The sequence below is a fragment of the Pseudoduganella sp. jia 12 genome, from assembly GCF_055502675.1.
In genome coordinates, this window is the sequence record NZ_JBUXKP010000002.1 from 227,487 (window position 1) to 249,996 (window position 22,510).

At 61.2% G+C, this 22,510-nt stretch carries 18 protein-coding genes; 4 read left to right on the forward strand and 14 right to left on the reverse strand.

The genetic code is table 11. The features are described from left to right. Positions 1 to 2: 2 nt before the first annotated feature. From ACY65G_RS04190 to ACY65G_RS04235, 10 genes are all read right to left on the reverse strand, one after another. Entirely contained in the window at positions 3 to 857 is an 855-nt protein-coding gene (locus ACY65G_RS04190) for a type II secretion system F family protein (RefSeq protein WP_464996098.1), read from the reverse strand. Further along, positions 857 to 2,560, reverse strand: a complete 1,704-nt coding sequence (locus ACY65G_RS04195) for an ATPase, T2SS/T4P/T4SS family (protein WP_464996099.1) — start codon at positions 2,558 to 2,560, stop codon at positions 857 to 859. Before ACY65G_RS04195 ends, ACY65G_RS04190 begins: the two co-directional genes overlap by 1 nt. After that, entirely contained in the window at positions 2,557 to 4,050 is a 1,494-nt protein-coding gene (locus tag ACY65G_RS04200) for a type II and III secretion system protein family protein (RefSeq protein WP_464996100.1), read from the reverse strand. Before ACY65G_RS04200 ends, ACY65G_RS04195 begins: the two co-directional genes overlap by 4 nt. 30 nt (positions 4,051 to 4,080) lie before the next feature. Continuing rightward, positions 4,081 to 5,157, reverse strand: a complete 1,077-nt coding sequence (gene cpaB / locus ACY65G_RS04205; RefSeq protein ID WP_464996101.1) for a Flp pilus assembly protein CpaB — start codon at positions 5,155 to 5,157, stop codon at positions 4,081 to 4,083. 187 nt (positions 5,158 to 5,344) lie between these two features. Then, entirely contained in the window at positions 5,345 to 6,016 is a 672-nt protein-coding gene (locus ACY65G_RS04210) for a hypothetical protein (protein ID WP_464996102.1), read from the reverse strand. 4 nt (positions 6,017 to 6,020) lie between these two features. Then, positions 6,021 to 6,797 (reverse strand): hypothetical protein, encoded by a 777-nt coding sequence (locus tag ACY65G_RS04215; RefSeq protein WP_464996103.1) that lies wholly within the window; start codon positions 6,795 to 6,797, stop codon positions 6,021 to 6,023. Further along, the gene (locus tag ACY65G_RS04220) at positions 6,794 to 7,789 is read right to left on the reverse strand and encodes an OmpA family protein (RefSeq protein WP_464996104.1); all 996 of its coding nucleotides are present in this window, start codon (positions 7,787 to 7,789) and stop codon (positions 6,794 to 6,796) included. The genes ACY65G_RS04215 and ACY65G_RS04220 overlap by 4 nt, the downstream gene beginning before the upstream one ends. A gap of 18 nt (positions 7,790 to 7,807) precedes the next feature. Further along, positions 7,808 to 8,605, reverse strand: coding sequence for a hypothetical protein (locus ACY65G_RS04225; protein WP_464996105.1), 798 nt, complete (start codon positions 8,603 to 8,605; stop codon positions 7,808 to 7,810). Positions 8,606 to 8,631: 26 nt separating this feature from the next. Further along, positions 8,632 to 10,137 carry a pilus assembly protein TadG-related protein gene (locus ACY65G_RS04230; RefSeq protein ID WP_464996106.1) on the reverse strand — a complete coding sequence of 502 codons (1,506 nt, stop codon included), beginning with the start codon at positions 10,135 to 10,137 and terminating at the stop codon, positions 8,632 to 8,634. Positions 10,138 to 10,348: 211 nt separating this feature from the next. Further along, on the reverse strand, positions 10,349 to 10,639 hold the full coding sequence (locus ACY65G_RS04235) for a Flp family type IVb pilin (protein WP_464996107.1): 291 nt from the start codon (positions 10,637 to 10,639) through the stop codon (positions 10,349 to 10,351). A 1,542-nt stretch (positions 10,640 to 12,181) separates the two neighbouring features. Between ACY65G_RS04235 and ACY65G_RS04240 the strand changes: the two genes are divergently transcribed. From ACY65G_RS04240 to ACY65G_RS04250, 3 genes are all read left to right on the forward strand, one after another. Continuing rightward, positions 12,182 to 13,120 (forward strand): site-specific integrase, encoded by a 939-nt coding sequence (locus ACY65G_RS04240; protein WP_464996108.1) that lies wholly within the window; start codon positions 12,182 to 12,184, stop codon positions 13,118 to 13,120. Positions 13,121 to 13,265: 145 nt separating this feature from the next. Then, positions 13,266 to 14,261, forward strand: a complete 996-nt coding sequence (locus tag ACY65G_RS04245) for an aldo/keto reductase (protein WP_464996109.1) — start codon at positions 13,266 to 13,268, stop codon at positions 14,259 to 14,261. Between the two features lie 284 nt (positions 14,262 to 14,545). Then, positions 14,546 to 15,241 carry a hypothetical protein gene (locus ACY65G_RS04250; RefSeq protein ID WP_464996110.1) on the forward strand — a complete coding sequence of 232 codons (696 nt, stop codon included), beginning with the start codon at positions 14,546 to 14,548 and terminating at the stop codon, positions 15,239 to 15,241. 136 nt (positions 15,242 to 15,377) lie between these two features. On the opposite strand, the gene ACY65G_RS04255 is transcribed toward ACY65G_RS04250, so the two are convergent. Then, positions 15,378 to 15,956, reverse strand: a complete 579-nt coding sequence (locus ACY65G_RS04255; protein ID WP_464996111.1) for an FxDxF family PEP-CTERM protein — start codon at positions 15,954 to 15,956, stop codon at positions 15,378 to 15,380. A 377-nt stretch (positions 15,957 to 16,333) separates the two neighbouring features. Continuing rightward, a complete protein-coding gene (locus ACY65G_RS04260; protein ID WP_464996112.1) occupies positions 16,334 to 18,628 on the reverse strand; it encodes an FdhF/YdeP family oxidoreductase in 2,295 nt (764 codons plus the stop codon). A 117-nt stretch (positions 18,629 to 18,745) separates the two neighbouring features. Here ACY65G_RS04260 and ACY65G_RS04265 point away from each other — a divergent pair, with 117 nt between their 5' ends. Further along, complete coding sequence (locus tag ACY65G_RS04265) at positions 18,746 to 19,456, forward strand: hypothetical protein (RefSeq protein ID WP_464996113.1); 711 nt, start codon at positions 18,746 to 18,748, stop codon at positions 19,454 to 19,456. 76 nt (positions 19,457 to 19,532) lie between these two features. Here ACY65G_RS04265 and ACY65G_RS04270 read toward each other — a convergent pair whose 3' ends face one another. Then, the gene (locus ACY65G_RS04270) at positions 19,533 to 20,003 is read right to left on the reverse strand and encodes a cyanophycin metabolism-associated DUF1854 family protein (protein WP_464996114.1); all 471 of its coding nucleotides are present in this window, start codon (positions 20,001 to 20,003) and stop codon (positions 19,533 to 19,535) included. After that, positions 19,990 to 22,272 carry a cyanophycin metabolism-associated ABC transporter gene (locus ACY65G_RS04275; protein WP_464996115.1) on the reverse strand — a complete coding sequence of 761 codons (2,283 nt, stop codon included), beginning with the start codon at positions 22,270 to 22,272 and terminating at the stop codon, positions 19,990 to 19,992. The genes ACY65G_RS04270 and ACY65G_RS04275 overlap by 14 nt, the downstream gene beginning before the upstream one ends. Positions 22,273 to 22,510: the final 238 nt, after the last annotated feature.

Sequence of the window (22,510 nt, forward strand, 5' to 3'; positions counted from 1 at the left end):
GCTTAGACATCGATGTTGGTAATTCGACGAATGAAGTGGTATCCGATTGAAATGGTGATCATGATCGCGCCCAGCGTGACCCAGCCGTACCATTCGTGGAATAGGGGAGCCATCGCTTCGGGCTCCATTGCCTTCAGGACGAAAATGAGCAGCACGGGGAGGCAGGTCATGACAAGGCCTTGCATCTTGCCCTGAGCCGTCAAACTGCGAATCTTGCCTTCCATCTGCAACCTCGCGCGGACAGTCTTTGCGAGCGACTCAAGCGTCTCAGCCAGGTTCGCGCCGACCTCGCGTGCAAGCAATAATCCGGAAGACACGAGGGCCAGGTCCTGTAACGGCACCCGACGCTCCATGCCTTCGAGCGCCACACTCAAGTCGACGCCCAATCGCATTTCGCGCTGGACCAGCTCGAATTCCTGCGAGATAGGCGGGCGGCCTTCCGTCGCAACGCTGTCCAGCGCCATCGCCAAACTAGCACCGGCACGCAAAGCGCCGGACATCATCATCAGTGCGTCTGGTAACTGGTTTTCGAACTGACGAAGACGCCGCTTGGCGATCCACTTCAATACGATACGAGGCGCCAGAAAAGCAAGGATCACGCATGCTCCGACGATTGCGACACTGCCGGAAACGACCCAGGCAACGATCGGGAGAATGATGACGATCGCAACGTTGATCGCCAAAATTCTGTTCTCGTCCGTGAAGATGAACATGCCCTCCAGGTTGGCCTTCGCGTCGGCTGCTGCCTGACCCTGGCGTGCAGCGAACCATTTGGTGCCGAAGTGAAGTGCCACCCACAGCCCCAGGAAGGAGAAGCAAAATACCCCCCCCATAAAGATCAGCGCATCGGATTCCATCAGCTTGCGCGCTTCAGATAGGACTCGGGAGGCTCGAAGATCGACCTGTCGACCTCGAGTCCGCGTCGCACGAGGTCTTGATAGAAGTCCGGCATATGGCCGGTTGCAACGAAGCGCCCTTTGGTTCGACCTTCGGCGTCATATCCTTCCTGCTCGTATTTGAAGATGTCCTGCATCTGAATCTGCGATCCTTCAATCCCCGTAATTTCGCTGATGAAGGTGACCTTGCGGCTACCGCACGAGAAACGCGTCTGCTGTACGATCAAATGCACAGCGGACGCCACCTGTTCCCGGATTGCCTGCACGGGGATCTCGAGGCCGCTCAGGAGCACCATCACCTCCAGGCGAGAAAGGCAATCTCGAGGGCTATTCGCGTGGGCCGTAGTCAAGGAGCCGTCGTGTCCCGTATTCATTGCCTGGAGCATGTCCAGCGCCTCACCCCCGCGGCACTCACCGACAATGATCCGGTCGGGGCGCATCCTCAGGCAGTTTCGGACCAGATCACGAATGGCGATCGCTCCCTTTCCCTCGATGTTCGCGGGACGCGCCTCCAGCGAAACCAGGTTAGGCTGGTTCAATTTCAGTTCCGCCGCATCCTCGACAGTGACGATGCGTTCGTCATCCGGAATAAAATTGGAGAGCACGTTGAGCAATGTCGTCTTCCCGGAACCCGTGCCGCCGGATACCACGATGTTCGCCCGCATTTGCACTGCCACCTGCAGGAACTGCACCATTTGAGCGCTGATCGCGCCGTACCCGATCAAATCTTCCGCGGTCAGTTTCTTCTTGGCGAACTTCCGGATCGTGACCGATGGCCCGCGAATAGCGAGGGGAGGGATGATTGCGTTGACGCGGGAACCGTCCTTCAAGCGTGCATCGACCATCGGCGAGCTTTCGTCAATGCGGCGACCGAGTGGCGAGACGATGCGCTCGATCGCTTGAAGTACGGCTGTATCGTTCGAGAACGATATGTCCGACCGCTCGAGGCGACCCTTGCGCTCGATAAACAACTCGTTATGCCGATTGACCATCACCTCGGTAATATTGTCGTCAGCGAGCAGTGCTTCGAGCGGCCCGAGCCCGACTACCTCGTTGAGAACGATCTCGATTAGTTCATCTTTTTGTTCACGGTATGGCGCGAACAACATATCCGATTCGATGATGTCGTTAATCATCCCCTGTACTTTCGTGCGAAGCTCGTCGTCGGCCATGCGAGCCACGTTCACACGACGGATGTCCATCATCTCGATAAGCTTTTTGTGCAGGACTGCACGAATTGCCATACCCTCGTCCTGCTCGAGACGATTGGCCGAAACCCTCCCAAGCGTGCTGCCCGCTCCTGGATTCGGCTGCGTGCGGGCCAATTTCGGCGCCTTTGCCGCATGCTCCCTGGCCCAATGTTGCTCAGCCTCAGGCGTCGGATTAACGCGAATCGCGTAATCCCCCACTTCAATCGTATCGGTCTTTGCAACCGGCCCGTAATTGAGCACGGCCGTTCCGTTGACCTTGACGGCGGCATACCCCCCGCCGTCTTTCAGGAAAATTCCATTTTCGTCGATCGACAATTCAACGTGGCGACTGCCGATCTTGAATCCCCGCACTGGTACCAGGCTATCCTTGCCTGTGCCGATGAAGCAATGCGCATCCTTGCTGATGGCTTCGCCAATCAGGTCATCCTTGCGAAACACCTGAACTCTGATCATTGTGCAACCTCCGTGATGGGCGCCACAGGTGGTGGCTGAACCAGTACTCCCTTGGCAAGCTCTTCAGCTTTCTTGTCGAACTCTTCGCGATGCTCGATACCGCGCTGTTTAAGGTCTTCAGCCATGCCTTGGCCAGGCTGTATGATTTCCGGCTCCAGGAGTACGACGAGATCGGAACGGTTGTTGCGGAAGTCGTCGGAGCGGAAGAGTCGCCCGAGAATAGGGATGCGGCTAATGGCCGGCACCCGGTCGACGGCGTTTGACAGCTCACTGTTGATCAGGCCCGAGAGTGCGATCATCTCGCCGCGCTTCAGACTGACTTCGGTGGAAGTGCTTCGATTCAGGAAACCAGGCAGGCCATTCACCGAAACCGAAGCATCGATTTGCGACATTTCTGTTGAGATCTTTGCCGTAATAACGTTGTTGGCGTCGATCACAGGTTCGAAGGCGAAAATAATGCCGTAGCTTTTGAACTCGACCGTCTGAGTGCCGAGCGTGCCTGCGATTGGGATAGGAATTTCGCCGCCGACCTGGAATCGCGCCTTGCCGCCGCTCTTGGCCGTGAGCTCCGGAGACGACAGTACTCGCACGTCGCCATTTGCAATGCCGAACCGCAAGCGGGACGTGATGCTGGTCGCCAGACCGAACATGTAGCCGCTGCTGCGGGTTCCTTTTTGAACAAACGGCGGGTTCGGGTCGAGCAGGTTGTCGCCGCGTTCAGCTTGACGGAACTCGCTATACAGACCGGATCGTGGCCCGATTCCGATAGCGCCAAGTACAGGACCGGCGGCTTCCTTTGCCCATTGAACGCCAATTTGCTCAATCAGGGAGCGCTTGACTTCGAGGAAATGCAGCTTGAAAAGGACTGATTGGGTGTACGCTGCGCCCTGATCCTCGCGAACGTTGAAGATCAAATTCGGCGTGTTCGCCAGTGCCGCCGCCAGTCGCCTCAAAGCGTCTTTGTGGGCAACGCCACCGATCACCAGCTCTGTGCCGAGCTCTTCCACGGTCACCCCGGTAAGCCCTTCAGTCAGTACAGCGACTCGCTTCTTGAGCTCCATCATTCCTTTCGGCACGACCTGGACACGGTACGAGTAAACGTCCGTGTTGGTCCAGATAAGGAGACTGGTGTTTCCGACATTTTCGGCAATGACCAATAGATTGTCATCGACGGTCGTGTTGCTGATGATTGCTGCGTTGCCGATCGCAACCCGAACGATTTTTCCTGGAATCGGGAGCAGCTTGATCTCGCCATCCGGAATCGCGATTTCTTTAGTGGGCAAATAGGTCAGCGGTGGCTTGCCCCCAGCTTTCCTGGGTTTCGCGACAGGGGCCGCCTTGCGTGGTGAATCGTCGCTCGCATGATCCGCCGCCGACGTCGACGACTGGGTCTGCGCGTTCACATGCGCTCGGGCGCGAGCCCTGGTTTCCTCGGTAATAGCGTCGGCACGCACCGCGGATGCGGCGCCGGCCATGGCGAGCAGGAGCAATAATGGTCTCGTCGATTTCATTGATAGTCGTTATGGAGCCGAGCGGCTACGCACCGCGGGAACAGGCTGGTTTGCAGGAGATTCGTCCGTGATTGTCCCGGCGTTGCTCGACGCCGATGGCGAATCAGTTCTCGCAGGCGACGCCGCTGGCGCCAGCGGCGTCACCGATGGCGGTTGCTGCGATGGCAGGGTGGCGAGTTGCGAAACGATATTCCCGCCTCGTCCGCCGGCGATCATTTCCACCCCATCATTCCCGGCCGCGCCCAGTGGCATCACCTCGGACCCGCGCAGCGGCTTCATTGCCAACGTTGTCCGGTCCTGCTTTCCACGCAGCACTACGCGATAAGCACCAAGGCGCTGCCCGACCATCAATCGCGCCGCTTCCTTAGGCGTGACAAGCAATGTCACGGTGTCGAACTTCTCGTCTCGCGATCCCTCAACCTCGCCTTGCCGGACCATCTTTGTGGTCTGCTCAACGTTGGGACTATTCACATCCTGGAATTCCTTCCCTGTGGCTAATACAGTCATGTCCTGCATAAAGAGCATGGCTTGCTCCAGGGCGCGATCATCCATTCCTGCGGTTGCTCGAACAGGGCGGGGTGCTCTGGAGATCAGGAAGATGTCTACCCTATGATTGGGGCGGAGCGTTTGCGCAATCGAGTTGAGGTTGTCGATGTCGATTGTCATTGCCCGACGGCCTTCGGGTACCACGCCCGCAACATCTTTGACTTCGGGCTGCTGCAAGTCAGTCAGCCGCAGCGGGCGTCCCTTCAAGACAGGACGCGCAAGCCGCATGCCTTCCATCGTCGAAAAGTCGGCGGCGAGAATGGTATCTGGATAGATAAGGTCCTCCGGGACTGGCCGCGACACGAAGTTGACGGTGTTGAGCGTGGTATTGGCTTTGGCATCCTTCGCAGGAACGACGACTGCGACACGTTTCTCGGCCTTCTTCTGGGACTTCGCGGCAACCTCTGCGCGAATTTGCTCCTCGCGCTTCTTGAAAAAGGAAAAGGCCAAAAACGATACGCCTGCAGCAAGCAAAGCCGCAATGACCAGGAGCGCTACCGGATTGGTGAGGCGGGCAAGTAGTTTTGAGTTTTTTACCATTATTGTTAAACACTTAACGAAATCACGAACGAATACGCGGAATAGGCCTTCTTGATTGCCTCCACCAATTCAACGATCGGGGAGGGCTCCATCGTGCTTGCTATCAGCGCAATGACGAGGAACACCAGCAAGACCGTGTATTCGGTCATGGCTTGCCCGCCGTGCCGATGAGACCGCTTTATTTCAGTCATAGTGCGTCCGATACCGTCATGACGATCTGGCTTGACTGCTCGCGCCAGATCACGATTTCCACTTGCTGCCTGCCGCGCTGTGCTGAAACGAACTGCATTGATTTCCCGCTGCGGCCATCGTCAATTCTGTGTGCGCGTACCGCTTTCCAGTCCTGGTCAACCAGCTTTGAAGTGAAGAAGTCCCTGATCTTGTCGACGTCCGAGCTCGACGTGAGAGAAAGGGTGAGGCCCCGGCGCCCATCATCCTCACTGGCTACTGACGAGGTGACAGTGGCGTCGCGAGGGAGTACCACACCCATCTTTGCCGGCGTAATGACAGTCGTGGCGCTTTTGCTGCGGGTGAGATATCCGAAAACGCCATCGCGGTTCACCAGTTGAAGGGTCACGAGGCAACCTTTGCCCCTGGCCGAGACCACCTTCCACCCGGCGGCCACATTACGCCGGACGTCGTATCCGGCGGTGCTCCAGTCGCTTTCCACGCGGTCAAGAACGCTGTCGGCTTTCCCCTTGCCGCTCACCTGGGTAATCGCCATCGCAAGGCCATTGGTGATCACATCGCTGCCTACATGTACCGGGCTGAGCCCTTCGGGGACCTTTTCTGGACATGGGGCTGCCACGCATAGTGTGTGGACGCAGCAGAGCGCGATCTTCACGAGAATCTGCTTCATGGCGCTATCCTGGCTGGTTACCGCAGGTGTGAGCAACTCTTGTCCAGCGCTCCCGTTTGCTCCCCTGCATCCTGTCGCCATCTGTTCTGGCCTGCAGCACTTGTATCGATTTATCGATCCTTGCCAGCTCGGCGGGACTCTTTGCCCTATCGCGTGACCTGATCAGCGACGCGATGGCCGCTGCGCGCTTCTCCTCGGCTCTCTGCTGGATTGCCGGGAGGTTCGCTAACGCCGTGGCAGCTCGCTCGCGTTGTTCGGCGGTGCCATTCTGCGCAGCGCTTTCAAGTTCGAGGCGCACTTTGCCCATATCCATCGAGCCGGCTGTTTGCGCCACCTGGAACGTATGCTCCATCTCCCAGGTCTCGTTGTCGAGGCGCCGGGCCGTTATGGTCGTCCTGGCGCTCTTGCAGACGGATGTATGGACGAAACCGTCCGCGGTAGGCGTTGTAGACTGTACGGTGCAATCGGTGGTCATTGCGGCTGACGGCACTGGCAGGGCAGGTATCTTTCCAGGAACTATGGGGTTCACGCAGACCGTGACCGGGCCATTGCCAGAATATGAGCGGGTGTAACCGTCCGCTCCCATTTGGCGAGACATGGAGATATCGCCTGTACGACCGTTCTCGGTTTGCCTTGTCTTCGCGTTCCCCTGAAAGTGGGTCAGCTCGCCAACGGAATCGATCTGATAAAGCCCTGGCGCCATCCAGATGAATGGCGTCTTGGCCGATACGGGGGTAGCGCAGAAGAGGGACACGACTGTCGCCGTAGCAAGCTTGATCATCGCGCCACCATTTCAACGCGTCGATTCTTGGCCCGACCTTCATCAATCGTGTTCTGGGAACTGGGGGCCAGACTTCCGACGCCGTATGCGGCCAGCCTCGGTTTAGCGATCCCATACTGCGCAGTCAGCGCGTCGACCACGGCTTGCGCACGGCGCTTCGACAGGGCCATGTTGGCGTCGAGGGAGCCCACGTTGTCCGTATGGCCGACGATGTAGACGTTCAGGGCTTTTTCATCCTGCAGCGCCTTTGCCATCTCAGCCAGGGTCTCTCCTGATTCAGGCTTCAGGACGGCCTCGTTTGTGTCGAACAATACGCCGTACAAAGCAATCCTGCCGGTTGAGCGAATGGACTCATTGATGGCCTTGGCGTCCACCGTGACCTTGCCCAATTCTATGCCGGCAGGCTCGACGATCTGAACAAGTTGCTGCACACGTCCCGCAGCTTCTCCTTCCGTCGCGCCATCACGTGTGGCGACATGGATATGGGTCGGCCCGCCGGGGCCGTCCTTCTTGACGTGCAGGTACCTGAAGCCGGAAGAGGTCCGGAAGAAGCCGATGAGATAGCCGTTCGACTTGCCGTCGTTCGCCCAGATCGAGCGAAAGGGCCAGTTAATCATCTTCGTGCGAGCCTTTTCATCGTTACAGACCCTTTCCTCGCACTGGTACACGGTCGTGTAGCCTGCATTACGCAGGGCAATCTGAAAGTTTCTGAACACTTCGACCGACGACACGCCTGGCGGGCCGAAGTACATCTTGTTCGCGACCTTGCCTTGGTAGGTCGTCGCAGCGGCCTTCCCATTATTTGGCTCGAGCATACTTACGGACCCGAACGACGCACTGCCGTACTGGTAAAGGGTCGATCCTGCATACCTCGAAACAAGCGGATGATCGGTGCCACCAGTCCTGTCGACGTCGACAGGATCACGAGGTCTGGCGGCGGCCGCGACGGTTGTGAGCGCCAAAAACAGTCCGATGCAATGCTGGAATTTCAAAGCTGTTCCTCTAAGTCGTTAGTCAAGGCGATCTTCCGGAACGACGTCTACGTCGATCTTTCCCACCTCGATCCTGTCGTACTGAACCGGGTCCCAAGGCCGAAGCCCGTTTCGTGCCGCATTGATGATTGCGCCAGCCGGACCTGCGGTAGGAACGGTTCGCTTCACCATTTCATGTGTGCTCCCGCTCCCGTTGGCCGCCCAAGTGTTCGAAAGAATGGCGCCCCCGGAACGGAAGGTAAGTCCCGACCACCCAGCGCCAGCACGTGCCCAAAGCCGTCGATACGCCTCACTGTCGGCCGCTATGTCGGCCAGAGCGAATTCAGCCGTCGCCAGTGTGTCGGTGGGCAAGGGCGGGACAAACTCCGCTATTCCCGATACGCCTACGCCGCCGAGAGTGTCCACCACCTCGCCGGATACATCGGTGTCAGGCGACGAGCGTCCGCTCGTGGCAGTAAGGCGGTCATAACTGTCGAGATAACGCACGCCGGCATTATCTTTCCACATAGGATCGATCCCGTTGTCGAACCCACCGGCGTTCTTGTCGGTCGAAAGGATGATCGACGCATTACCCGAGCGGTCGTTAATCAGCCGCATTGCGATCTCGCTTTGAATCTGCGCCGCCGTTTTCTGATTCGGTTCATGAATGGTAGTGAAGTCATCCACGCCCTCCGGGTACCAGACGGTTCGCTCCCACGTCGCATAGCGCGCAGCAAGGTCAGCTGTACGTTGCACATCGTTGAACTTGCCCAGCGCGGTTATCGCCAGGAACAGTGGAACGAGCACGAACAGTGCGGCGACCAGGAATTCCACCATGGCTTGGCCGCGGGTAGACTTCCGGCTCATTGGGCCAGCCATGAAGCCGCCCGATCGTCTGTGCTTCGATCGGCCAGACGGGCCTGCCAATAAGGGCTGAAGAGATTCGCCAGCTCTGTCCTGTTGTCCGACCGCCCGTACCCGCCATGCGTAAATGCCCCAGCCGGACCCCGCGGTCGATAGAAATACGATTGGCCTGCGGCGAGAGCACGCATGGTGTCGCCCTTCAAGCTGTCCGTCAGACGTAGGCGGTCGCTGCCCGGCAAAATAGTGCGAGACGTGCGAATCGTGTCTGCAGTGCGCTCCACTTCGATCGTTACGCCGAAGCCGGCGCCGTTGAGTTCGGCCGATTGATTCTCCGGCTTCGATTCGATCGGATCCTTAACGTCACGGTAATAATCCTGCAGGCCACCGTTGCTATCCAGACTCGTGCCGGGCCCTTTGTCTTCATACCGATCGAGCGCCGCCAGGATGGTGGGGGATGCCCACGAAAGCGCGTCGCCGTAATCTTTCGCATGGGACGGGTTACCCGCATAACCGTCGCGCTCTTCGTAGTCGCCCCCGGCCCCGACGACAGCCCCACCGGACCCGCCGATCAGGTTGTCGTCGGCAATAGGCGTCGTTGTTGTCAGGACGCACGGAACCGGCGGAAAGCCACAGGTACCCCAGAAATTGCAGATGACGATACCTCCTCCGATCGTCGCGTCCAGCGACAACCAACGCTTCTTGTCGCTGCTTAGGATGCTGCCGCCTCGGTGAAGGAATGCGAACGACGTGTCGGAGCTGTGGTATAGCACGTTCGTTAAAACGATACAGCTTAGTGCCTGAGTAAGTGCCCAGCTTGGCAGCGGGACCGAACCTCGCTCCCGTGTGAAACGGTCTGTCGTTTTATCGCTCACCACGACGTCGGCAAAACGATCCGACTCCTGCGATGTCCCGACGGCGTCGTGTTTCTTGGTCGATCCATGCCATTCCTGGATATAGACAGCCATATTGCTTGTCGTAAAAATTCCGCTCGACAGTTTTGCGGAAGGGTCATTCCTCTTGATCACCTCGTCTGCGATTGTGGGGATATTCACCACCGTGGCGACATGATGGGCTTCCTGGGCGATCTGGAAGGCACGGATCAGGGCATCCAAAGCGCTAACGACAGTCGGCGCTGCCGACCGGTAAGCAGATTCGATGGAGTCGATATGCAGCGACTCGGCCAGGTCCCACATCGGCTTGTCCATGGGGTGAATTTCTGATTCGGTCCCCAACAACAAACCGTCCATTCGCTCACGTGTGTCGGCAGCGTCCTGGAGATAGGATTTGATGCTGGCCATCTGGGCAACGGCAGCTTGATTCGCCACCATTGCGCGGTTCATGTACGAGGCGAAGTTATGGTCGCGTGCTTGAATCACGCCTGCACTATAAGCCCCGGCATCCGCCGCGTTCTGCAATTTACCTTTTGCATTCGCTAACATGCCGCTGTTGAACAGAACTAATGCGACCAGCGCCGTCGCAATGCCGAAGGCAAACGTGAAGACCATAGCCTGCCCGCCGCATCTTTTAAATGTAGATGGCAGGAATGCCTGGCTCTGGACGTGATGGCGAGTGTAATGGCGCATTTTCCGGGACGAACAGCATCCACCCTGTTAAATCGGGAAAAGAAGATTGCAAATAGAATGAGAGCGAAACCGGCATATTCGGCTGTTTCGCTGCGAGAAGGCATGGCGCCCGAAGAAGCCATGCCTGTACGACTTATTCGCCCGAGGCAGCGTTGTTGTCGTCGTCGTAGTTACCCATGCCTTTTTGGGCGGTAGCACGCGTCTGAGCGATCCCAGCGGTGGTCTGCGCATCAGAAATGGTGTCTTCCGACGCGACACCCGCCACCTCTTGCGCCAGACCTGCGGTCTGGTTACGGATGGTTTCGCCGAACTGCGAATAAACACCGATCGCAGCAACAGCAATCATGGCCACAATAATGACGTATTCCATCATTCCTTGGCCTTTTTGCTTCAAAGCAAACACTCGCATACTATTTCTCGACATGCCGATTCTCCAGTCAGATTTAAAAAGCTCACCAGGGGCTACGTAACATTGCGCGGAGGCAGACTACGCTGCACCGCCGGATAAGCGAACCATTTGAGATGACCACATATAAAAATGCAAGCGAATCTTATCGAGTCGAAAAACGGGTGTCAACGAAAATGTAGGATTTTCGCCTACAAGATGTGTAGGAGTTATTTTGTGTGACTTTTCCTGCTGAGCTGAATGGTGATTATGTGTGATATTGTTATATGTGATTATTGTGAATAGGAATTTAATGATTGGCGCATGAAACCCGTCTATTTATATATAATTGCATTTGCTCATCTTGCATTTAGTTTCTGAAATATTTGCCCTGCATTAATGCACTATTTCGTTAGTTCAATTTAATTTCCAGTTTTCACTGATGGAAATACTCCGCAAGCCGAAACTCTGCCTGGACGCGGATTTACCCTGGTGGCGACCGCGCGCTGTGGAACGATGCGCTGTGGCGCCATTACGAGCTTTGACTGGCATCCGATGCCCAGTTCCGCCAGCCGAACGCCAACGTGCGGAAGCCGTCGAGCGCAGGGGGAACGGTTCCGATTTCAGCCCATATGGACGTCGCCGATGGGATACTCGGGATCGCCAGTATCAATCCCTGATGGGCTTCGATGGCTCGACATGGCGCCGGATCGTGGATTCCTGCACAACCGGGTAACACCCGGGCCGAAGCGGGGCGGGATGACCGGTCTGTCGCTGTTTTTTACTGGTCCCTAAGGACAAAGAGCGATGTGTGCTTGTGCTCTTGGCTGAAGAGCGATGGAAGCAGATGTTCGAAGGCCAGGATTCATCTCTGTGGCCGTGCTGGACTGGCGTTCGCTGCGCGTCTGTCTGAAGCAGGGCATTCCCGCCGAAGAAGCATCGATGTTGTCCTATGGCGATATCCCCACACGGCAGGTCGTCCCATGCACCCGCCGGCAAGTGAGAACTGTGGCTGCTTCGCGCGATCGACGCGTTTCCGGACAATGGTACGTAAGCCGCAGGGGGCGGGGGCAACGCATGGATCCCAATGGCACGTCACTGGAACCCGTGCATTTCCAGGAAAAAGCCCGTTTGGCATTGGACAGACATCGAGCGAGGCGGGCAGGAAACGGGAGGCAGCGCCGTGGCCCGGGAAGGGAGGGGAAGACAGTCTGCTTGCGGCCGCCGTCATTGGCGCCGCATCGCCAATGGTTCCGCGAAGTACACGCTGCATGCATCGGGTACAGCGCCCGAAGCGGCAATGCGATTACATCCTGGGCGAATAGCCAACCGCCGCCATCGTCTGCGGCAATCGGGCGCCCGGCATGACGTCAAAAGACAATCGATCGACACCTCAGCATCAAACGGACTTCTATCAGGGTTCCAGAAACGAACTATAATGCAACTAACCGAAAGATATCACCAAACCCTCAACATCGAACTACACAGCTACTCAAGCTCCTGTCTACAGCAAAAGGCGCGCGCCAGCAGAGACACAGCGCGGCCGGAAATGAAGCGGGCCAGTGCTAAAATCACCTCATCATGAACATCTCAGCCTGGGATCGCAATCCCGTCGCTGCCTTCGAGCAGTTCCTGCACAGTGCCGATTTCGCGCACACGGCAAAGCGCGCGGCGCCGCCGTTGTCCACCGCCTCGGCGGCGGTCTATACCTTCATGTTCGGCCGCTTCGCGAAATGGCTGCGCGAGCGCGGCGCGTCGCTGAGCAAGCTGCGGCCGGGGGAGCTGCTCGAGTTCCTGGCGACCCGCGATGCGCGCGGCCGGCCGCTGGACAGCAAGATTGCCTACCGGTACCTGCGGCTGCTCGAACGCTGCTACGACCACCTCAACCTGGTGCCCAATCCAGCGAGCGGCGCGATCGCCATGCTCGCGGCTGACCGGCCGGCGCACGATCGTGAAATGGTCGCGCTGTCGCCGGAGCAGGCGAGCCGGATCATTGCCAGCAAGCCGGAACAGACGTCGTGGAAACGCCAGCGCGACCGTGCCATGCAACTCGTGATGCTGTGTGCCGGCTTGCGCGTGGCGGAGGCGATCGGGCTTCTTGTCGGCGAGGTGGCCGCCCGCCCGGAAGAAGACGGAACCCTGCGCATCACGCTGACGCCCGCAAGCAAGCAGCCCACCAGCTGGCCGCACGAGACATTCCTGCAAGGGCCGGCGGTAGACGAAGTCCTGGAGTGGCTCGCCACGCGCGAACGTCTCGGCATTCCCGGCGCGCTGGCGTTCCCGGCGGACGGCGAGGGCGGGCCCCTCCACAAGAGCACTGTCTACCGCCAGGCGCGCAGCGCGATGAAGGAAGCCGGCGTGGCCATTTCGCACGTGGGTGGACGCACCTTGCGCAATGGCTTTGCCGTAGGCGAACTGAATGCCGGCGTACCCGAAGAAGCCATGCGCAAGCGGCTCGGCCTGGCGCGCGCGCATGCACTGCAATCGTACCTGAGCGCCGCCCGCAAACAGCGCGGTTAGCCGGCCCGGCGCGGTCGCATGGCGCCCCGCGGCCATCGTGACCGTCATCGGGCACTGCAGCTTCAACCGTGCGCGCGTGCCGGCGGTGTAGCATGAGCCCGCGGCAATGTCGCCGCTACGCCATCAACCACAGAAGGGATGCAACGTGAACCAGCGTTATCGACCGATCACGCGCCTCGGCCTGGGTGGCACCGGGCTCGGGGACATGTACCATGCGACCAGCGATGAAGCGGCCCATGCCACCGTCGACGCGGCCTGGGAAGCGGGCATCCGCTACTTCGATACGGCGCCGCACTACGGCACCGGCTTGTCCGAACTGCGCTTCGGGCAGGCGCTGCGCCGGCGCGCACGTTCCGACTACACGCTGTCGACAAAAGTCGGCCGCGTGCTGGTTCCCGACGTGGCTGGCGACATCCAGAGCCCCTTCGTTTCATCCCTGCCGTTCCGGCGCGTGCTCGACTACACGGCGGCCGGCGCCAGGCGCTCCGTCGAGGACAGCCTGCAGCGCCTCGCCATCGGCAGCATGGATATCGTGTATGTGCACGACCTGTCGCCCGACGCGCTGGGTGGCGAGTTCGATCACTGCTACAGGATTGCCGCCGGCCCGGGCGGTGCTTTCGAAGGCCTCGTGAAGATGCGCGAAGAAGGCCTGATCAAAGGCTGGGGGCTGGGCGTCAATACGATCGAGCCATGCATGCGCGCGCTCCGGGACTCCGATCCGGACATCTTCCTGCTGGCAGGGCGTTACACGCTGATGGAAACCACCCCGCTGGAGGCGCTGTTTCCGCTGTGCGCCGAGCGCGGTGCGCAGGTGGTACAGGGCGGTCCATTCAATTCCGGTTTCCTTGCCGGCGGCAGGAACTATGACTATGGTCCGGCCAGCCAGGAGCAGCAGGAGCACCGGGACCGCCTGCGGAAGGTGGCGGCGCGCCACAATGTCGACCTGGCCGCGGCGGCGCTGCAATTCGGCCTGGCCCACCCGGTCGTCGTGGCCACGATTCCCGGCGCGAGCAGCCCCGAGCATCTGCGGCGCAATGCCAGCCTGCTGACCATCGAGATACCGGAAGCGTTCTGGCAAGAGCTGCTTGCTGAAGGCCTGGTGCCGCCGGAAGCGCCGATACCGCCACGCACCGCCCAATAACGGGCGGGCGGTAGAAGGGCGGCCGCGACGGCCCGGATCGTCGATCCCGGAATCGTTTGCGTCCTTGCACAAGCCGCGCCATCATTCCCGCAAACGTCGTACTCTTCAGTATGCGTGAACATTTTCCACCTGCCGACCCACCCGCGACCGCCGTTCCGCCCGCACCTGCCAGCGAGGCGGCAAACCCGTCGGCTGGCTTCCCCGGTCCGGATTTCGCCAGCCAGGATGCGCCTGGCATACCAGGCGGCGGCGAGCGGCCGCCGGGCGACGCCACCGCGAACGCCATGTCGCAGGCACGATTGCGATACGGCCTGGTCGGCGTGCTCGTCTTGCTGACAGTCGTACTCATCGGGGTAGCGGCAACCGCCCTCGTACGTGACTATCGTTCCACCCAGGCATTGCAGGCCATTACACGCGTGGCGACCGTTCCCGTGGCAGGGCAGGAACAATCGTCCATGCAGGCGCGCGATCGTGCGGGCCAGCCACCGGCGATGACGGCCGGCGCTCTGCCGCTGCCGACAGAAAGCCAGGCGAGCATTGAACCACCGATGGCGCGTGCGGATCCTCCCGCCCCGCCAAGCATGGCTTCCAGATCCGGCCTCGACGAAGCGACAGCCAACTCAGCGGCAAATGTGGGCGAGGGCGTTGGCTTGGCAGGCGAGGTCGCGAGCGTTGTACCCGGGCAGAAACGAGCCGACCAAGGCCCGCAAGAGCGCGGGACCGGCTCGCCGCAGGACAACCTTGCCGCCACGCCGGCCCGCTCGAAACCTGAAAAGCGCGAAAGCAGGGCAGGGGCAAGCAAGCGGAACGCGTCTTCCGAGAACCGTGCCGTTGCAAAGCGCACCGCCCGGGCAGACACCACCTTCAAGCGTTGCCCGCCGCTTGGCAGGGAAGGTGCCGTGATGTGCCGTTGGCACATCTGTAACGGCGCCGCCGGCAAGGAACCCGCGTGCCGGCCCTACCTCGAGCGCAGGCCTTGATGTCCGGACGCGATGGCCCCCCTGAGGCCATCGCGCCATACTGCACATTTGGCTGTCCAGAGGAGGCCGCTGCCAGTCAGGTTCGCCGCACCTTGCACGCGCCGGCACGCCTCATCGGCTGGAGTTGCCTGGCGGCTCAGCGCCGTCGGCGCGCCAGCACGGCCAGCACGCCCAGGCCTCCAATCAGCATCCCGTACGTTGCCGGTTCCGGAACCGCCTGCGTGAACGACAGCGATATGTCGAGTGAAGCATCACGCACCGCATTCCCGGTTGCGACCAATGTGTACGTGCCCGGGCCCAGGCTGCCCAGGAAGCTCGAGTGCGCAAAGCCGCCCAATACGCCGGCGAAATCGTCGCTGGCGACCACGTTCGACGCGTTGTCGAGAATATCGATATTCACGCCGACCAGGCGCGGGCCCTGGCCATCGGCGGTATCGATGATCCATCCTGCCAGGCCATTGAAGTCGGCATAGTCGTTCAGTGTGAAGGTGGTGTTTTGGGTCAGCAGCCCCTGGCCGCTGACGAAGGTGTCGACAAACAGGTTGTCGCCGGGCTCGAGCGGCTGCGCGACGACGGCACTGCCCATCAAGTTGCCGTAGAAGACGTATTCGGTGGCGGCGAACGCCGGCCCGGCCAGCAGCGCGGCAAGCGCCGTGGCCCCGGCCCTTGTTGCGAGCCTTCGCGTGAAGAATCCGGTCAGCACAGGTGCAAGCATGATCACTCCAGGTTGTCAGGGTGGGAAGTCGGAGGAAGAAAGCCTGGACAGGACTGCCTGGCACCCGTTCGGGACCGAGCCTGCTCGGGACCGGACCTGCTCGGAATCAGCCCAGGATCATTTCAGGATCGGCCCAGGATCAATGCAGGATCAATGCAGCATCAACCCAGGATCAATGCAGCATCAACCCAGGATCAATGCAGGATCAACCCAGGATCAACCCAGGATCAACCCAGGATCAACCCAGGCTCGAACCCGATCTGATAGTCACGCCACGCTACACTCCAGACTAGACCCCACGCATCGTTTGTCAACCTGGCAAACCCGCAGTAATCATGAGGAAACTCAACATGCATGCATCGTGCAGCGGACGGAGATCAATGCGCTGCCGCCCGCCGCACCAGCACGTCGACCGATTTCACGGCCGGCACCTTGCTTTCCAGCGCATGGTGCCAGAGCGGCACCAGCGGGTTGCACTCCGGGTAGTACCCCGCCACGCTGCCCTCCGGCACGTCGTACGCCACCACGCGTAATCCATGCACATGGCGCGGCGCGTCATCGCTGACCGCAGTGGCCAGGTCCACCAGGTCGCCCTCCGCGAAGCCCTGTCGCGCCATGTCGGCACGTGCCATGAACAGCACCATGCGGCTGCCGCTCACGCCGCGGAAACGGTCCTCGTTGCTGTAGATGGTCGTGTTGAACTGGCCATCGCTGCGCACCGTGAACAGGCGCAGCGCGGCCGGATCGCGGCTGTCGGCATCGGCGTCGACCTGCAGCGTTTGCGGCACCGTGAATTCGGCACGCTTGCTGGGCGTGTCCCAGACGCGCTCGGCGGCCGCGAGCGGCTTGCGGAAGCCGCCCGGCGTCCACATGCGCTCATTGAAATCCTTGAAGATGGCGGGGTAGGTGGTTTCGATCGCATCCCGAACCCGGCTGTAGTCGGCGACCCACGCATCCCAATCCACTTTGGGATGCGGCGCCAGCGTCGCCTTCGCCAGCCCCGCGACGATGGCCGGTTCGGACAGCAGGGTGGTTGCGGCTGGTTCGGCCATTCCGCGCGAACCGTGCATGCATGCGGTGCTGTCTTCCACCGACACGGATTGGGGAATGCCGTGCTGGCGGTCGATTTCGATGCGGCCCAGGCAAGGCAGCACATACGATGCCTTGCCGTGGATGACGTGGTTGCGGTTGAGCTTTGTGGATACCTGTACCGTCAGCGGCAACTGGCGCCAGGCCGCCTCCATCCGCACCGTATCGGGCACTGCGCGGATAAAGTTGCCGCCGAGTGCCACGAAAGCGGGCACCTTGCCGGCCAAGATCGCTTCGCATGCTTCCACCGTGTTCATGCCGGGCTCGCGGGGCGGCTCGAAGCCGTACTGTTCCTTCAGCTTGTCCAGCGGCGCCAGCTCCGGCTTTTCCGTGATGCCCACCGTGCGCTGGCCCTGCACGTTCGAATGCCCGCGCACGGGGCAGATGCCGGCACCGGGCTTGCCGATATTCCCGCGCATCAGCAGGAAGTTGACCAGCATCGTCACGTTCTGCACGCCATGGCGGTGCTGCGTCAGGCCCATGCCGTAGACACCCATCACGGCCGCCGATTTGCAATACACGTCGGCCGCCGCCTCGATCGCGGCGCGGGTGAGTCCCGCTTCGGCCTCGATCGACGCCCAGGAACAGTCGCGCACGGCCTGTTCGAATTCCGTGAAGCCATGCGTATGCTCCTGCAGGAACGGCATGTCGAGCACCCGCTGTGCGCCGCCGGCATGGGCTTCGTCGTCCTGCGCCAGCACGGCCTTGCACAGGCCCATCAGGGCGGCCGTGTCGCCGCCGGGCTTCAACTGGTGGTACTGGGTGCTGATCGGCGTTTCCTGGCCCGTCAGCATTTCGATGGGGGATTGCGGGTTGGTAAAGCTGACGAGCCCGCGTTCGCGCAGCGGGTTGAACGTAATGATCTGCACGCCACGCTTGCGCGCCTCCTGCAGCTGGTGCAGCATGCGCGGACTGTTCACACCCACGTTCTGGCCAAAGAAGAAGATGCAGTCGGTATGCTCGAAATCGTTCAGGCCCACGGTGCCGACAGCGACCCCGATCGTCTTCTTCAGCCCTACCGACGTGCTCTCATGGCACATGTTCGAGCTGTCCGGCAGGTTGTTGTTGCCATACATGCGGGCGAACAGCTGGTACATGTACGAGGTCTCCAGCGAGGCCCGTCCGGAAGAGTAGAACACCACGCCGTCGCGGTCGCAGCCTTGCAGGGCCGTACCGATCTCGGCGAAGGCCGTATCCCAGTCGATGGGGCGGTACTTGTCGCTGGCGGCGTCCCAGCGCAGCGGAACGGTTAGCCGGCCCTGGTCCTCCAGCGCATGGTCGCTCCAGCGTTCCAGCTCGGTGACCGTATGGCGGTCGAAGAATTCGGCGCCGATGGCCTTGCTGGTGGTTTCCCATGCGGTCGCCTTGGCGCCGCTTTCGCAGAATTCGAACGGATGCGGGTTCGCGGGCTTGGCCCACGCGCAGCTCACGCAGGCATAGCCGTCGGGCTTGTTTTGCTTGAGCAGCAGCCAGCTATCCTTCAGCGGCACGTGCTCATGGAACAGTATATTGGTGACTTCCTTGACCGACCCCCAGCCACCCGCCGGCATGTTCGCCGGTTCCACCTTGACGTTTTCGCTCATGGTATCTCCTCGATGATGCCGAACGGTAGCGCCCAATCGCCGGGCGGTCGGTGCGTAGCCGCACAATGACCATCCTCGCCACGTGCCAAGTCGCCGAAGTTGAGGTATGCTCGCGCGATGCAATCCGACACCCGACCCGATACCCCCCGCGAAGCGGGGCGCGACAGCCGCCACGATGGCGGATACGACGACGAACGGCCCGCAAGCGATTTCATGCCGGGTGCGCCGGACGGCCGCACGGGACTCGCACAATCCGCCGGTTACCGCAAATTCGCCTGGGCAGGTGCAACCCTGTTGCTGGCCGCCACCATCGGCGCCTCGGTCTGGGCCGTCAAGGCATGGCAGACGAACCGCGCCATGGCCAACGTGGAAAGTTCGATTGCCGCCAGGTCGCTGCCCGCCGTACCGGGGAGTGCAATGCCGGGCAATGCCCCGGTGACGGTAGTGCCCGAGCGTGCACCCGATGTGGCGGCAGCGCCGGCCCCGGTGTCCGCGGATCGCCTGCCGGCCCTGGTTCTGCCCGGCCAGCCCGTGCCGGCGGCAGTGCTGCGCGACTTGCCGGAATGGGTCGCTGCGGAAATGGGAACGGTGGAGACGTCCGGCGGATCCGGCGACGAGTCGGCTTCCCCCGCAGCTTCCTCCGCAGCCGTGCCCGGGCCCGCCCCGGCGATGCAGCAGGCGCCCGCGCGGCAGGCCCGTTCCGACGGTTATGGCGCCGTGTTCAAACGCTGCCCGGGCCCCGGCCAATCGGGCGCCGTCGAATGCCGGCGCGCCGTGTGCGACGGCGCGGCGAAGAAGCTGGCCGCCTGCGCGCCCTACCTGAAGTGACGCTGCAAGTAAAGCTGCGAACGTCGGCGGAACGATAAGGTGGTGAAGCGAAGGGTATGAGCGGCAGCCGGGCGCTTCACATGAAGCGGTCGAGGATCTTTTTGCTGTGCTTGTCCAGCGTGGCCTGGTTCCGCACCAGGAACTGGATACCGTGCGTATCCGAGATGAGGAGGGCTTCCGTGCCGATGCGCCGGATGTCTTCCTCGCCGCGCAGCACGAAATCGGCGGTGCCCCGGTCCGTGTCGACTGTCCACGTGCAAGGCGTGGCAAAGCTCGTCACATCGACGATGCGCCGGATCTCCGGCATGAATTCCCGGCCCGCCAGTTCCTCGCGGATCAGTGTCGCCGTCTCGGCCGGCAGGTCGTCGACCCGGTCGATCCAGATCACTTCCTTGCCATCCGTGTTCACCAACGCCAGGCCTTCGTCCGGCGCCTGGATCGGGAAGGCGCGCACCGGCGCCACGTTGTCGTGCACCGTGCCGTTCGCATCGGTAAGGGTCAGGCGGCCGAACGGGTCGCGCCGGAGCGTAAAATCAATTGTCGTCATCGCGTTGCGTGCCTTTGTCATCCAGGTCGGTATCGACGTTGCGGGCCTGCGCCTGGTACAGGCGGTAATAGGCGCCTTCCTGCGCCATCAGTTCTTCGTGCGGTCCTTCCTCGACCACCTTGCCGCGGTCCATCACCACGAGCCGGTTGGCGCGCTGCAGCGTCGACAGGCGGTGCGCGATGGCGATCGTGGTGCGGCCGGCCACCAGGTTGTCCAGCGCTTTCTGGATTTCCTTCTCGGTCTCGGAATCCACCGATGCCGTGGCCTCGTCCAGGATCAGGATGCGCGGATCGATCAGCAGCGCGCGGGCGATCGAGATGCGCTGGCGTTCGCCACCCGACAGGCCCTGGCCCCGTTCGCCGACCATCGAGTCGTAGCCTTGCGGCAGGCGCAGGATGAAGTCGTGCGCATGCGCGGCGCGCGCCGCGGCCATGATCTGGGCACGCGTCGCATCGGGCTTGCCGTAGGCGATGTTCTCGGCGATCGTGCCGAAGAACAGGAAAGGCTCCTGCAGCACCAGGCCGATATTGCGGCGGTAGTCGGAGACGGCCAGCGAACGGATATCCACGCCATCGAGCAGGATCGCGCCCTCGGCCACGTCGTAGAAGCGGCAGATCAGGTTCACCAGCGTCGACTTGCCCGAACCGGAATGGCCGACCAGGCCGATCATCTCGCCCGCCTTGATCTCCAGGTTCACGCCGCGGTTGACGGCCCTGTTACCGTAGCGGAAGCCCACCTCGCGCAGCGTGATGTTGCCTTCCACCTTCGGCAGCTTGACCGGATTGGCCGGTTCCGGGACGGACGACACATGGTCGAGGATGTCGAAGATGCGCTTGGCGGCCGACGCGGATTTCTGCGTGACCGACACGATGCGGCTCATCGAATCGAGGCGGCTGTAGAAGCGGGTCGAATACGTGAGGAACGCCGTCAGCACGCCGACCGTCACGTGCGATTGCGATACCTGCCAGATGCCGAACACATAGATGACCAGCAGGCCGATCTCGGTCAGGAACGACACGGTGGGCGAGAACAGCGACCACACCTTGTTCAGCTTGTCGTTGACGGCCAGGTTGTGCTTGTTCGCGACGCGGAAGCGATGCGCTTCCCGTGCCTCCTGGGCAAAGGCCTTGACGACGCGGATGCCGGGAATCGTATCGGCCAGCACGTTCGTCACCTCGCCCCACACGCGGTCGATCTTCTCGAAGCCCGTACGCAGGCGGTCGCGCACCAGGTGGATCAGCCACGCGATGAATGGCAGCGGTACCAGCGTCACCATGGCCAGCCACGGGTCGATCGTGAACAGGATCACGCCCGTCATGATGATCATCAGGCAGTCGGACGCGAAATCGAGCAGGTGCAGCGACAGGAACACGCAGATGCGGTCGCTCTCGCTGCCGATCCGCGCCATCAGGTCGCCGGTACGCTTGCCGCCGAAGTACTCGAGCGACAGCCGGAGCAGGTGTTCATAGGTGGAAGTACGCAAATCCGCGCCGATGCGTTCGGACACGAGCGCCAGCACGTAGGTCTTGCCCCAGCCGAGCAGCCAGGCCAGGATCGCCGCGCCGAACAGCGCGGACATGTACATCGTCACGAGGTCGGTGTCGACCGGCTGGCCGTTCTGGTAGGGAATCAGCACATTGTCCATCAACGGCATGCTGATGTATGGCGGAATCATGTGCGCGGCCGTCGACAGCAGCATCAGCGTGAAGCCGCCCGCCAGGGGCCAGCGATACGGATGCGCGAACCGCCACAGGCGGAACAGTGTCCAGGTCGAGGGAGGCGTATGCACGACCTTCGTGCAGATCGGGCATTCGTCCTGGTCCGGCTCGAGCGGGGCCTTGCATGTGGGGCAGGCATGTTCGTCGGCCCGCACCACGGGCTGTCCCGTCAGCGCCGCGTCGACCAGCGGGGCGAATTGTTCGGAAAGCTTGATGGCCTGCAGGTTCTGGCCGAGCGTGAAGCGCCAGGCTGCCAGCCGGCCATGCTCGTCGAACAGTTCGAGGTGGCCCACGCCGGCATGGTCGTGCAGCTTCAGCGCCATGCCGTGCCGGTAAGGCCAGGCTTGCCAGTCTTCGTTCGGCGCGCGGGTCAGGATGCGGCGATCCGTCAGTACGACGATGCCCTTGGCGAAATGCAGTTTGAAATCGAGGTCAACCTCCAGGGCACTTTGCACGTTTTCCCCAGGAGCAAGCTGCAATTGCGTGTCCGAACGCCAGTGTTCCGGTAGTTCGATGCGGGCCAGCCCAGGGGGAAGATCGGTTCTTGTCATTGTCTGGATTGCTCCGTGAATTCCTGTCGTGCGGCTTTGCCGTTTGGCAAGAAAGTAAAATAGATGGGAAAATATCAGGATGTAACGGTTCAGGCTATCAGTGCGCTGACACGATTAGCACACGGAAGAGTAAGCCCGCATTGTATTTATTGTATTCTTCAGGGACGATTCGGAAGAGGAAGCCGTTTCTCGTGAACACCCTGGTGGCGCGACGCAGTCGAGTAGGGTTGAGTATACC